The organism is Bradyrhizobium sp. HKCCYLS3077 (genome assembly GCF_051167555.1).
Lineage (GTDB): Bacteria > Pseudomonadota > Alphaproteobacteria > Rhizobiales > Xanthobacteraceae > Bradyrhizobium.
Window position 1 is genome coordinate 861,436 of the sequence record NZ_JBNPTH010000001.1, and the last position, 12,719, is coordinate 874,154.

Annotated in this window: 10 protein-coding genes; 3 read left to right on the forward strand and 7 right to left on the reverse strand. The window is 65.7% G+C overall.

Translation table 11 applies throughout. From position 1 onward, the window contains the following. The first annotated feature begins 16 nt into the window (after positions 1-16). Positions 17-1,654, forward strand: a complete 1,638-nt coding sequence (locus ACQR0Z_RS03745; protein WP_434856334.1) for an ABC transporter ATP-binding protein — start codon at positions 17-19, stop codon at positions 1,652-1,654. Positions 1,655-1,997: 343 nt separating this feature from the next. Further along, complete coding sequence (locus ACQR0Z_RS03750) at positions 1,998-2,534, forward strand: hypothetical protein (protein WP_434917727.1); 537 nt, start codon at positions 1,998-2,000, stop codon at positions 2,532-2,534. Positions 2,535-3,007: 473 nt separating this feature from the next. Here ACQR0Z_RS03750 and ACQR0Z_RS03755 read toward each other — a convergent pair whose 3' ends face one another. From ACQR0Z_RS03755 to ACQR0Z_RS03765, 3 genes are all read right to left on the reverse strand, one after another. Then, the gene (locus tag ACQR0Z_RS03755; RefSeq protein ID WP_434917728.1) at positions 3,008-3,949 is read right to left on the reverse strand and encodes a hypothetical protein; all 942 of its coding nucleotides are present in this window, start codon (positions 3,947-3,949) and stop codon (positions 3,008-3,010) included. Between the two features lie 767 nt (positions 3,950-4,716). Next, positions 4,717-5,556 carry an NlpC/P60 family protein gene (locus tag ACQR0Z_RS03760; RefSeq protein WP_434917729.1) on the reverse strand — a complete coding sequence of 280 codons (840 nt, stop codon included), beginning with the start codon at positions 5,554-5,556 and terminating at the stop codon, positions 4,717-4,719. Beyond that, positions 5,549-6,931, reverse strand: coding sequence for a leucyl aminopeptidase family protein (locus tag ACQR0Z_RS03765; protein WP_434917730.1), 1,383 nt, complete (start codon positions 6,929-6,931; stop codon positions 5,549-5,551). Before ACQR0Z_RS03765 ends, ACQR0Z_RS03760 begins: the two co-directional genes overlap by 8 nt. A 196-nt stretch (positions 6,932-7,127) precedes the next feature. Between ACQR0Z_RS03765 and ACQR0Z_RS03770 the strand changes: the two genes are divergently transcribed. Further along, entirely contained in the window at positions 7,128-7,943 is an 816-nt protein-coding gene (locus tag ACQR0Z_RS03770; RefSeq protein WP_434917731.1) for a tetratricopeptide repeat protein, read from the forward strand. A 6-nt stretch (positions 7,944-7,949) separates the two neighbouring features. On the opposite strand, the gene ACQR0Z_RS03775 is transcribed toward ACQR0Z_RS03770, so the two are convergent. From ACQR0Z_RS03775 to ACQR0Z_RS03790, 4 genes are all read right to left on the reverse strand, one after another. Beyond that, positions 7,950-9,185 carry a Zn-dependent hydrolase gene (locus ACQR0Z_RS03775; protein WP_434917732.1) on the reverse strand — a complete coding sequence of 412 codons (1,236 nt, stop codon included), beginning with the start codon at positions 9,183-9,185 and terminating at the stop codon, positions 7,950-7,952. An 85-nt stretch (positions 9,186-9,270) separates the two neighbouring features. Then, complete coding sequence (locus tag ACQR0Z_RS03780; RefSeq protein WP_434856326.1) at positions 9,271-10,245, reverse strand: type II secretion system F family protein; 975 nt, start codon at positions 10,243-10,245, stop codon at positions 9,271-9,273. A gap of 10 nt (positions 10,246-10,255) precedes the next feature. Next, positions 10,256-11,230 carry a type II secretion system F family protein gene (locus tag ACQR0Z_RS03785; RefSeq protein ID WP_434856325.1) on the reverse strand — a complete coding sequence of 325 codons (975 nt, stop codon included), beginning with the start codon at positions 11,228-11,230 and terminating at the stop codon, positions 10,256-10,258. A gap of 11 nt (positions 11,231-11,241) precedes the next feature. After that, positions 11,242-12,705 (reverse strand): CpaF family protein, encoded by a 1,464-nt coding sequence (locus ACQR0Z_RS03790; RefSeq protein ID WP_434856324.1) that lies wholly within the window; start codon positions 12,703-12,705, stop codon positions 11,242-11,244. Positions 12,706-12,719: the final 14 nt, after the last annotated feature.

The following is a 12,719-nucleotide window of genomic DNA, read 5'->3' on the forward strand; positions in this document are numbered from 1 at the left end:
ACATGGACACGATGACATGGATGCGATGACCCAGCCGCTTTTGTCGGTCAGCGATCTCTCGGTGGCGTTCCACCAGGGCGGCCGCGCGTCGACCGCTGTCGACCACGTCTCCTTCGACATCAAGCGCGGCGAATGCGTCGCGCTGGTCGGCGAGTCCGGCTCGGGCAAGTCGGTCAGCGCGCTCTCGGTGCTGAAGCTGTTGCCCTACCCGGTGGCCTCGCATCCCTCGGGCAGCATCCGCTTCAAGGGCCGCGATCTGCTGCCGCTGTCCGAAGGCGACATGCGCGAGATCCGTGGCAGCGACATCTCGATCATCTTCCAGGAGCCGATGACGTCGCTCAATCCGCTGCACACGATCGAGCGGCAGATCAGCGAGATCCTGCAACTGCATCAGCCGATCTCGAACAGTGCGGCGCGCAAGCGCGTGCTGGAGCTGCTGACGCAGGTCGGCATCCCCGAGCCGGAGACGCGGCTCGGCAGCTATCCGCATCAGCTCTCCGGTGGCCAGCGCCAGCGCGTGATGATCGCGATGGCGCTCGCCAACGAGCCGGACCTGCTGATCGCCGATGAGCCGACCACGGCACTCGACGTCACCGTGCAGGCGCAGATCCTGGCGCTGCTCGCCGACATCCGCGCGCGGCTCGGCATGAGCCTGCTGTTCATCACCCATGATCTCGGCATCGTCCGCCGCATCGCCGATCGCGTCTGCGTCATGAATGGCGGCAAGATCGTCGAGCAGGGACCGGTCGAGCAGGTCTTCACCGCGCCACAGCATCCCTACACCAAGGCGCTGCTCGCCGCCGAGCCGAAGCCCGACCCGGCGCCGCCGCGGCCCGATCAGCCGGTGGTGATGCAGGCGAAGGACCTCAAGGTCTGGTTTCCGATCAAGCGCGGCCTGTTCCGCTCCACCGTCGGTCACATCAAGGCGGTCGACGGCGTCAGCGTCGCCGTGCGCAAGGGCGAGACGCTCGGCGTCGTCGGCGAGTCCGGCTCGGGCAAGACGACCTTGGGCCTGGCGCTGTTGCGGCTGATCTCCTCCGACGGCCCGATCGTGTTTCTCGGCAAGGAGATCCAGGGGCTGTCGTTCAAGGACGTCCGCCCGTTCCGCCGGGACATGCAGATCGTCTTCCAGGACCCGTTCGGCGCGCTCAGCCCGCGCATGTCGGTCGGCGACATCATCGCCGAAGGCCTGACCGTGCATCAGCCGGATTTGTCCGAGGACGGGCGCGAGGCCAAGGTCGTGAAGGCTCTGAAAGACGTCGGCCTCGATCCCGCGACCCGCTTCCGCTACCCGCACGAGTTCTCCGGAGGTCAGCGCCAGCGCATCTCGGTCGCCCGCGCCGTCGTGCTGGAGCCGAGCTTCGTCGTGCTCGACGAGCCGACCTCCGCGCTCGACATGCTGTTCCAGGCCCAGATGGTCGAGCTGCTGCGCGAGCTGCAGCGCAAGCGCGAGCTGACCTACATGTTCATCTCGCACGATCTCCGCGTGGTCGCGGCGCTGGCGAGCCACCTGATCGTGATGCGTCACGGCAAGGTGGTCGAGGAGGGCCCGGCCGCGCAGCTGTTCAAGGCGCCGCAGACCGACTACACGCGCGCGCTGTTCGCCGCGGCGTTCCGGAACGAGACGGCGGGGAACGGGGCGGCGGCGCCGTAAACGATCACAGACATCCGCACCCGGACCACCGCGAGACAATGTCGTCCAAGCTGGATCTCATCAGAACTCTTTTGCGGTCCGAATGGGACCCGATCGGCGTCTCCGGTCGGGGTGCGCCCGAAGACGAATATGATCGTTACGCTCTCCAGGTCTTCGCCATGCTTCAAGACGGTGCCGATGTTGCGTCGATCGCGAGCTATCTCACTGGTGTCGTCACGGACAGAATGTCACTCACGGGGCGTCCTGAAGTCGATCGTCGGATCGCTGAGAGGGCTTTGATAATCTATCAAAGCTAGGTCGCCGATGCAGGCGGATCGAACCGTAACGAACGGAAGCGATGGCAATGTCCGGCAGGGACACGGTTCATTGGACCAAGGGCTATACGCAATCTGAGCTCGACAGGGCGCAACGCCGATTCGGGCTGGTCTTTCCCCCCGATCTGATCGCGCTCCTGATACGGCGGCGGCCGGTGAATGGCCATGACTGGACCGACGAGCGCGCCATCAGGCGCGCGCTCGAGTGGCCGTTCGAGAGCCTTCGCCACGCTGTCGAAACCGGGCAGTTGTGGTGGTCGGAGTGGGGAAGGCTGCCCTCGACTGCACGCGCCCGGGAAGAGGCGCTCCGGGACATCGTGTCCCGGGCACCCAAACTCATCCCGCTCATTGCTCATCGCTATCTGCCTGAGCAGCCACGCGAGGCGGGCAATCCGGTCTTTTCAATCTATGGTGTCGACGCGATTTACTACGGCGCCAATCTGAACGACTATTTCGAGCGGGAGTTTTTGGGCTGGAGCAGCAGGCCCTGGCCTGCAAAGATCAAGCGCATTCCGTTCTGGTCCGACCTCGTCGAGCGATTTGCTGATGACACGAACACGTCGTGATCCCGTCGATGTTGCCCGGCAGCCCAACCGAGAGGGTTCATCTTGTCGTTCTTTCACAGATGCCGCTCATGTCTGCAGACCTTTCCGGCGTTCAGCAGCGACGTGACAATCTGCGCGTTGTGCGGAAGCCCTGACATCGAGGAGGCGGCCGAGATCGGAATGGGTGAGCGCCTGGAGCGTGGCGCCATTTACAGGGTGGATCTGACCAGCGGACGGCTCGCCAAGTTAGGCGGCTCCTTTCCAGAGACGGCATGACCGCACTGAGGCGGCGCCGTCTCCCGCGCTGTCATGCTCCGCGAAAGCGGGGCATCCAGTAATCCGCGGCGGAAGAGATTCACCGAGGCGTCCCGGTGTACTGGATCGTCCGCCTTCGATTCGGCCTGGGCGAGATCTTCTTAGATCAATTCCGCAGCAAGCCCTGTCCGCATGAGAAATTCACTCTGACTCGCGCGGTGACAGCCGACTCTGAGCTCTTACAACACCTTGCTCAGGCCACGCCGCAAAGCGGCCTCGATGTCCTTGATCACCAAAGACAAGAGGTGCATTCGAGCCATGAGAATCACCTCGAGCTCATCGAGCGATGCGAAGCTTCGGTAAAGCAGATCGAAGTGACGAATCAACTTCGTGAACTCGATGATGAGCGACTGATCCCACTTGGCATGGGCCGCCGGCCTGCGATGACGTCGGGCCTGGAGGCTGAGAATGGTTTCCGCCTTCCCATCCTGTCGTCCCGGAAACCAGGCCAGCGGCTCCGGTGACAGGCAGAGGTCCCACCCGTCGATCAACTCCTTCGACAACACGGGGCGGTCTCTCGCCGATCTCTCGGCGTCGGCGCTGAAGCCCAACGGCTTCGACTCACGCTCCATCACGGCTTGGTAGAACCGTGCAGGTTGATCGAGTTCCCCGCCGAACTGCTTTGCCAATCCGGACGCATGTCGAGCGGTTTCGCGAACGCGCCGTTGCTTCTCTTCCGCCTCCACGCACGCGAAGCGGCGATCGTAAACAGCCCGATCCTCATACCGAAGCCGTTCCATCCGGCGGAGGCAGGGATCGAGTTGCTTCATCCATAACGGCCGGCCGGGAGCCCGGTGACTCCCGAACTGCTCCTCGTGACGACGACGCAGATCGTCCATGTATGCGGTCGAACACGGCTCGCCTTCGGGGAGGCGGAAGCGAATGTTGGGATTCCCCAGGCTTATTTTCGCGTGTTCGACGACGTAGCGCCTAAATTCGGATTGCTCCTCGTCGCTCTCGGCGAATGAGGCCTCGAAATCGAGCCGCGGCTTCACGACGTCCCAGCCCGCCTGTTCCAGGATCGAGACAAATTCCCAGTGGCGTTCAGCGAGAGCGAACAATTCGGCAAGAACACGACGCTGCGCATCAATGTCGAGCGATTGTGTCCTCTGTTTTGTCATTCACGAACTCCGCGCGCCCAGAATAGCTCGCTCCAATGAGGACACAACATGCCTATTTTGAAGCATCCAACGGGGTGATTTGCCCGACGGGCGTCGTCCTCGAAGACTTGTCCAGCCCCTCCGCGAAAAATATTCCTGTTTCTTATTTTCGGAATTTGTGCATACTGCGCCCGTCCTGCCCGCGAGAGGGGCGTACGCGTCGTCACGGACGTCGGTGCGGGATGCGATGGCCGCTGTGATGCTGCGTGTGCAGGTGCGCACGGACGAACGGCATCAGGCGGGCGACGAAGTCGTGTGGTCCTGGCGCCCCGATGCTGGCGTCAAGGTCGCGAGCGCTGATGAGGCCCGCGGCCGACAGGGGCAAGACAGCCGGTCCCTGGGGAGAGCACGTATAAGACGCAGCCCATCGCGCAGGGAAGGCCGGATGTTCGGCCCGTACCTGTGGTGACTACCGCGTGCTTTCTTGCACGCAACCACGGGTGCGCTCGGCACCCGGCCTTCCCTGCGCCCTCTCATCGTTCGAGGGCGGATGAATGTCGCAGAGCTCGGGCCGGCGAGGCCGCGAGAGTACGGACGCTCGCCGCCATGCTGTTTGATAGGTATATCGGACTCTTGCGCTGCTCTTTCTCCGCGTCATTGCGAGCGTAGCGAAGCAATCCAGGATGGTGGGCGGGACTCTGGATTGCTTCGCTGCGCTCGCAATGACGGAGGAGGGAGCTTGCGCCTCCCAATCTCATCGAGAGGACGCGTCAGCGCGATGAGGCGAATCAACTCGGCCGCTTGATCGCGAGCACGTCGCTTCCGCTCGCCTTGATGCGCGCGATTGCCGCATTCATCGGCTCGATCTGCGTGGCCATGTGGAATGCGTTGGCGTGCACGATCGTATCGGCGTCGCGCACAATAGCGACGTGGCCCTTCCAGAAGATCAGGTCGCCGCGGCACGGTTGCTCAGCCTCATCAAGCGCGCGGCCGAGCGATGCCAGCTGCATGTCGCTGTCGCGCGGGCATGCCATGCCCGCGGCATTGAACGACACCTGCACCAGGCCCGAGCAGTCGATGCCGAGGCTGCTCTTGCCGCCCCACAGATAGGGCGTGCCGACGAAGCGCTCGGCGACGGCGACGAAGTCCGGCTCGACATGGTCGAGACCAGCGACATGCTGCTTCGGCACGAACCAGCTCTCTGCCGTGATCACGAAGCTCGCCTCCTCGCGGACCACGGCGATGGTCGAGCCCATCAGCAGCGTCTCGACCGGCGGCAGCTTGATCGACGGCCCGGGAAACGCGAAGCTGCGCAGCGCGCTGATCTTGTGCGTCGGCGCCGCAGTGGGTGTAGCGAGAGCAGCCTCAGGCAGCCAGCCGACATAGAAGTCGCGTTCGAGCTGGCCCCAGGCCCAGCCCTCGCCGTTGCGATCATAGATCGTGACGCGCTCGCCCTTCAGCGCCTGGGTCGCCAGCTCGGCGCCGGACTGCGGCTGCAGGCGCAGCGGCGCGATCGGATCGATCACCACGCGCGGCTCGCCGTCGACGAAACGCTCGGCGGTGACCTGTCCCTCGAGATGCCTCGCCGCGATGTCGCCGCGCGCCGGCGTGATGCGCGGATCAGCCATAGCGCTCGCTCAGCAGCTTGTAGAGCGCACGCGCCGCCTGGCACTCGCCGCCTTCGGGGCGGCCCGGCTTGGCCGACGGCGTCCAGGCGAAGATGTCGAGGTGCAGCCATGTCGTCGTCGGCTCGACGAAGCGCTGCAGGAACAGCGCGCAGGTGATCGAGCCGGCGAAGCCGCCGGACGGTGCGTTGTTGATGGTCGCGACCTTGGAGTCGAGCCACGAGTCATACGGCGCCCACAGCGGCATGCGCCACAGCGGATCGTTCTCGGCGGCCGCGCAGCGCGCGACCTCGGCGGCGAGCGCCTCGTCGTTGGTGTAGAACGGCGGCAGCTCGGGGCCGAGCGCGACACGCGCAGCTCCTGTCAGCGTGCCCATGTCGATCAGCAGATCCGGCTTGTCCTCGCAGGCGAGCGACAGCGCATCGGCCAGGATCAGCCGTCCCTCGGCGTCGGTGTTGCCGATCTCGACCGTGGGACCCTTGCGCGAGGGAAACACGTCCATCGGCCGGAACGCGTTGCCGGCGACAGAATTCTCGACCGCGGGGATCAGCACGCGCAGCTGCAGCTTGAGCTTCGCATCCATGATCATCTGCGCCAGCGCCAGCACGTTGGCCGCGCCGCCCATGTCCTTTTTCATCAGCAGCATGCTGCTGGACGGCTTCAGGTCGAGCCCGCCGGTGTCGAAGCAGACGCCCTTGCCGACCAGCGTCACCTTCGGATGCGATGCGTCACCCCAGTTGAGCTCGATCAGCCGCGGCGCCCGCGTCGAGGCGCGCCCGACGGCGTGGATCAGCGGATAGTTTTGCGCCAGCAGATCGTCGCCGACGATGCTGCTGAAGCGGGCGCCGAAGCGCTCGGCGACCTGCTTGCCGGCGGCCTCGAGCTCCTCCGGCCCCATGTCGTTGGACGGCGTGTTGACGAGATCGCGCGCCAGTGTCGCGGCGTCGGCGAGACGGTCGAGCTCGGCGGCGTCGACGCCGTCGGGCGGCACGAGGCGGACCTCCGGCGGCTCCGACTTGCGGTAGCGACCGAAGCGGTAGCTGCCGAGCGCGAAGGCGAGCGCGGCGAGCCTGCTATCATGCGGCGCATTGGCGAAGCGGTAGGTGCCGGCGGGCAGCAGGCCGGGCAGGGTGCCGGGGCGGAACAGGTCGCGGTGCTTCGCGTCGGCGTCCTCGATGCCGAACAGCACCTGCGCGATACGGCCGTCCGCGCCGGGGAGAATCAGGCAGCTGCCGGGCTTGGCCGCGTAGACATTGGCCTCGGCGAAGGTGCGGGCCTCGACCGGCAGGCTCTCTCGAATCTCGGGCCAGCGTGCCTTCGTCACGAAGGTGATCGGAATGGCGGAGGAGGCCGGAGCGGTTTCAAAGATCGAGGGCATGCCTAATGGTTCCTGAACGGACGCGCTGCTCACGCAGACTTCGCAGAGTTTGAGGATCGCTGCAATCTCGCCGGCCGCATTGCGCAAACCGGCGCAGAGCAGCCATCCGTGCCCGCATCCGGTCATTAACCGGCTGTTAGCGTTAACAGTTTATTGCTGGCGCGTTCATTTCGCACGTCCCTCGAGTCCAGTGACAATGCGTCAGCAGCCTGCCATCAGCCGCATCCTCGCGTCGGTCGCCTTCGCCGCGCTTCTCGCCGCCGGCCTCGGCGGTTGCCAGACCGTGTCCGACGTCACGGGCTCGCTGGGCAGAAGCGCCGAGCCGCCGCCGCCCGCGACGCCGCAGCGCGCGGTCGAGGTCTATGGCGAGCGCTATCGCGCCAATCCGAAGGATGCGGCGATGGCGGTTGCCTACGGCCAGGCGCTGCGCACCAACGGCCAGCGCGAGCAGGCGGTCGCTGTGCTCGAGCAGGCGACTCTCGCCAATCCCGGCAACAAGACCGTGCTCGCGGCCTATGGCCGGGCGCTGGCCGACAACGGCAATTTCAAGCTGGCCTTCGACGTGCTGTCGCGCGCGCACTCGCCCGACAATCCCGATTGGAAGCTGCTGTCGGTGCAGGGCACCGCGCTGGACCAGATGGGCCGCCACGACGAGGCGCGGCGCTACTATGAGAGCGCGCTGAAGATCGTGCCCGGCGAGCCGTCGGTGCTGTCCAATCTCGGCCTGTCCTACATGCTGACGCGCGACCTGCCGAACGCCGAGCAGGCGCTGCGCCAGGCCTATGGCTCGCAGCGGGCGGATGCCCGGGTGCGGCAGAACCTTGCGCTCGTCGTCGGACTGCAGGGCCGCTTCGCCGAGGCCGAGCAGATCGCGCGCGCCGACCTGCCGCCGGACGAGGCCGCGGCAAACGTCGCGTACCTGAAGCAGATGATCCAGGGCCAGCGCGAAGGCCAGGGCAAAAGCAAGGCGCGGAACACAGCGCCGATGGCCTCGCTCAGCCAGCCGGACTGACGCTCGTCACGCGCCTGCCAGCAGGCGCCGGCAGGTCTCGACGAACACGTCGGCACCGGTGACGATATCCGTGTCGGAGGTGTTCTCGGTCCAGTGATGGCTGATGCCGCCGATCGACGGTACGAACAGCATTCCCGCGGGCATGATGGTCGCCAGCACCTGGGCGTCATGGCCGGCGCCGCTCGGCATCCGCAGCGACTTGCCGCCGGCCAGCGCGGCGCTCGCCGCCTCGATCGCATCCTGGAAGCCGCCGTCCATCATCGCCGGCGCGCCGGTGCGGATGCGCTCGACGGCGACCTGACACGGGCCGGCCGCGGAGACCTGCGCGGCCATCTCGCGCAGCAATGCTTCGAGCCGGTCGATCACGGCGGCATTGTCGTCGCGGATCTGGAACAGCATCTCGGCCTGGCCGGGGATGATGCTCGGCGCACCCGGATCGAGCGTGATGCGGCCGGTGGTCCATACGGTGCGTGGGCCGCAGGCGGAGGGAAACCGCGTATCGATGTCGACGCAGAATTTCGCGAGCGCCAGGCCGGCGTCCTTGCGCACCGCCATCCGCGTCGTGCCGGCGTGATTCTGCTCGCCGGTGAAGACGATGCGGTACTGCCAGATGCCGACGATCGAGGTGACGACGCCGACCTTGAGCTCGCCTTTTTCCAGCGTATCGCCCTGCTCGATATGAGCTTCGAGATAGCCGATGTGGCGGCCGCGCTCGGCCTGCAGGCGAGGACGCCCCGCGAGGCCCATTTCGGCGAGCGCCTCGCGCATCGTGCGCGGGCTGCTGCGGTCGCGGGCGGCGTCGATGTCGGCCTCGCTGACATCGCCGACATAGGAGCGGCTGCCGAGGAAGGCGCCGAAATGGCCCTCCTCGTCACACCAGGAGGCGACCTCGACGGCACCTGCGATGGAGGGATCGGGATTGAGCACGCGCGCCGCTTCCAGCGCGTAGATCACGCCGAGCGGGCCATCGAGCCAGCCGGCATAATTCTGGCTCTCCAGATGCGATCCGGCCAGCAGCTTCGGTCCCGGCTTCGCGCTCACCCCGAGCACGTTGCCGATGCCGTCGATCTCAGCCGAAAGCTGCGCGTCGGGCAGGCGCGCGGCGAGCCAATCCAGCGACTGCCGGTGCGCCTCGGAAAAGGTCGGGCGGTGCACGCCGGTCTTGTAGGTGCCGAAGGCGCGCAAAGCGTTCAGATCGGCGAGGACGCGGGCGCCATCGGCGCGGCGGAGAGTGTCGGACATCAGGCGGAGACCTCGATCAATGCTCCGCCTCCCTCTCAAAGTGGCGCCGCCTCCGCAAGCGATATTTCGCCGTGCGGGCCGTCGGCTACTGCATGGCCGCGACCTTGATGCCGGTCGGTCCCAGAATGACCACGAACAACACCGGCAGGAAGAACAGGATCATCGGCACCGTCAGCTTCGGCGGCAGCGCGGCGGCCTTTTTCTCGGCCTCGTTCATGCGCATGTCGCGATTTTCCTGCGCCATCACGCGCAGCGATTGGCCAAGCGGCGTGCCGTAGCGCTCGGATTGCTGGAGCGCGAGACAGACCGACTTGACGCCTTCGAGGCCGGTGCGGCGGGCGAGGTTCTCGTAGGCGACCTTGCGGTCCTGCAGGTAGGACAGCTCCGCGGTGGTCAGCGTGAATTCCTCCGACAGCGCGATCGACTGGCTGGAGATTTCCATCGCCACGCGGCGGAACGCGGCCTCGATCGACATGCCGGACTCGATGCAGATCAGCAGCAGATCGAGCGCATCCGGGAAGGCGCGCTTGATCGAGAGCTGGCGCTTCGAGATCGCGTTGCTGAGGAACAGCATCGGCGCCTGCAGGCCGAGATAGGCCATGCCGACGCAGATGCCGATCTTGACCGGCATCGATTTCTCCAGATGCGCGATCACGAACACGTAGAGCACGGAGCCGACGAACAGCACCAGCGGCGTCACGAGTCGCGCGAACAGGAAGGTGATGTAGGGCGCCTGGCCGCGATAGCCGGCCATGATCAGCTTCTCGCGCGCGGCTTCCTGCGCCAGCCATTTCGTGAGGTTGAAATCCTCGACGACCCTGGAGACCAGCTGTTTGGGCGTCTGCCGCAGCGAGACCTTCTCGCCGGCATTCAGGCGCTCGCGCTCGCGCTGCTTGATCCGCTCGCGCTCGCTAGCAACGGCCTTCATGCGCTTGTTCAGGTTCTCGCCCGCGAACAGCGGCATGACCAGCGTGTAGACGGTCAAACTCGCCGCGATGGCGGCGAAGAACATCGTCATGAAGTGCGGATCGTGCAGCTTGGAGACCAGAAAGTCGACCATGGTCCACCCCTCAGAAATCGAAATTGATCATCTTCTTCATGACCAGGATGCCCATCGACATCCAGATCACGCAGCCGACGAGCATGAGCTGGCCGGTCGGGTGGGTCCAGAGCAGCGAGATGTAGTCGGGCGTGCTCAGATAGACCAGCAGCATCACGATCGGCGGCAGCGATCCGATGATGCCGGCGGAGGCCTTGGCTTCCATCGACATCGCCTGGATCTTCTCGGCCATCTTCTTGCGGTCGCGCAGCACCTTCGACAGGTTACCCAGCGCCTCGGAGAGGTTGCCGCCGGACTTCTGCTGGATTGCGACCACGATGCCGAAGAAGTTGGCTTCCGGCAGCGGCATGCGCTCATAAAGCCGGGCGCAGGCTTCGCCGAGCGGCATGCCGATCGCCTGTGTCTCGATGATCGCGAGAAACTCGCTGCGCAGCGGCTCCGGCGCGTCGGCGGCGACGACCTTGATCGACTCGAACAGCGGCAGGCCGGCCTTGATGCCGCGCACGATGACGTCGACCGCGTCCGGCAGTGCGGCCAGGAACTTCTTCTCGCGACGCTTCTTGAGATAGCCCAGGATCCAGCGCGGCAGGCCAAACCCCGCCGCGAAGCCCATGCCGAGCGCGCCAAGCGCGCCACCGCCTGAGAAGAAAGTGATCGCGCAGACGAAGAAGCCGAGCACGCCGGAGATGATCCAGAACTTCTGAACGGTCCAGTCGAGTCCGGCCTGCGAGATGCGCATGTTGAGCGGCACCTTGCTCTGCTTCTGCGCCTTGGCCTCGAGGTCCTTCAGCGAGGTTTCGACCTGTTCACGGCGCGAGCGCTGATTGCGCTCAGCCTGGCGAACCACCGGCTCGGCCTTGGCGACCGTGCTGCGCCTCTGCTCGGCCTTTCGTTCGCCTGACAGCATCGGATAAAGAAACACCCAGGCCATGCCGCCGATGGCGGTAGCGGCAAGGAAGGCGAGAGCCAGAGCCTGGAACTTCATCGGTTCTCTCCTCACTCCTTGCTGGCGATTTCGGCCGCATCGAGCGCCGCCGCCAGGCGCTTCTCTTCGCCATAATAGCGCGCGCGCTCCCAGAAGCGCGGCCGGCCGATGCCGGTCGATCGATGGCGGCCGATGATCTTGCCGTTCGCGTCCTCGCCGACCATGTCGTAGAGGAAGATGTCCTGGGTGATGATGGTGTCACCTTCCATGCCCATCACCTCGGTGATGTGCGTGATGCGGCGGGAGCCGTCGCGCAGGCGGGCGGCCTGCACGATGACGTCGATCGAGGCGCAGATCATCTCGCGGATGGTGCGCGACGGCAGCGAGAAGCCGCCCATCGTGATCATGGATTCGCAGCGCGACAGAGCTTCGCGCGGGTTGTTGGCGTGCAGCGTGCCCATCGAGCCGTCGTGACCGGTGTTCATGGCCTGAAGCAGGTCGAACGCCTCAGGTCCGCGGACTTCGCCGACGATGATGCGCTCAGGACGCATACGCAGACAGTTTCTGACCAGCTCGCGCATGGTGACCTGGCCTTCGCCCTCGATATTGGGCGGCCGGGTCTCCAGACGCACCACATGCGGCTGCTGCAGCTGAAGCTCGGCCGCGTCCTCGCAGGTGATGACGCGCTCGTCGTGATCAATGTAGTTGGTCAGGCAGTTCAGCAGCGTGGTCTTGCCCGAGCCGGTACCGCCGGAGATCAGCACGTTGCAGCGGACGCGGCCGATGATCTGCAGGATCTCGGCGCCCTCCGGCGAGATCGCGCCGAACTTGACCAGCTGATCGAGCGTCAGCTTGTCCTTCTTGAACTTACGAATGGTGAGCGCGGGACCGTCGATCGCCAGCGGGGGCACGATGGCGTTGACGCGGGAGCCGTCGGCGAGACGGGCGTCGCAGATCGGCGAGGATTCGTCGACGCGGCGGCCGACCTGGCTGACGATGCGCTGGCAGATGTTCAGCAATTGCTGATTGTCGCGAAAGCGGATGCCGGTGCGCTGGATCTTGCCGTTGACTTCGATGAACACCGTGCCGGCGCCGTTGACCATGATGTCGGCGATGTCGTCGCGCGACAGCAGCGGCTCGAGCGGGCCATAGCCGAGGACGTCGTTGCAGATGTCGTCGAGCAGTTCCTCCTGCTCGGCGATCGACATCACGATGTTCTTGATCGCGATGATCTCGTTGACGATGTCGCGGATTTCCTCGCGCGCCGATTCGCCGTCGAGCTTCGCGAGCTGGGCGAGGTCGATGGCCTCGATCAGCGCGCCGAAGATCGTCGCCTTGACCTGGTAGTAATTGTCCGAGCGCCGGGTCTCGACGGCCGGCGGCGGGGGAGGAGGCGCGGCCCGTGTCGGTGCCAGGGGAGGCGACGCCACGGCCGGAGAGGCTGCGCGTGGCGCAGCCGGCGCCGGCTCAGGGGCCGGCGCGGCCGGCCTGAGCGTCCTTGTATTATCGTCCAATCCGCTACGCTTACCAAACACGACCTAGAACTCCA

Bases quoted from the DNA above. Each gene is read 5' to 3' on its own strand.
- ACQR0Z_RS03745 (WP_434856334.1), top strand. From the start codon at position 17: ATGGATGCGATGACCCAGCCGCTTTTGTCGGTCAGCGATCTCTCGGTG.
- ACQR0Z_RS03750 (WP_434917727.1), top strand. From the start codon at position 1,998: ATGTCCGGCAGGGACACGGTTCATTGGACCAAGGGCTATACGCAATCT.
- ACQR0Z_RS03755 (WP_434917728.1), bottom strand. From the start codon at position 3,949: ATGACAAAACAGAGGACACAATCGCTCGACATTGATGCGCAGCGTCGT.
- ACQR0Z_RS03760 (WP_434917729.1), bottom strand. From the start codon at position 5,556: ATGGCTGATCCGCGCATCACGCCGGCGCGCGGCGACATCGCGGCGAGG.
- ACQR0Z_RS03765 (WP_434917730.1), bottom strand. From the start codon at position 6,931: ATGCCCTCGATCTTTGAAACCGCTCCGGCCTCCTCCGCCATTCCGATC.
- ACQR0Z_RS03770 (WP_434917731.1), top strand. From the start codon at position 7,128: ATGCGTCAGCAGCCTGCCATCAGCCGCATCCTCGCGTCGGTCGCCTTC.
- ACQR0Z_RS03775 (WP_434917732.1), bottom strand. From the start codon at position 9,185: ATGTCCGACACTCTCCGCCGCGCCGATGGCGCCCGCGTCCTCGCCGAT.
- ACQR0Z_RS03780 (WP_434856326.1), bottom strand. From the start codon at position 10,245: ATGGTCGACTTTCTGGTCTCCAAGCTGCACGATCCGCACTTCATGACG.
- ACQR0Z_RS03785 (WP_434856325.1), bottom strand. From the start codon at position 11,230: ATGAAGTTCCAGGCTCTGGCTCTCGCCTTCCTTGCCGCTACCGCCATC.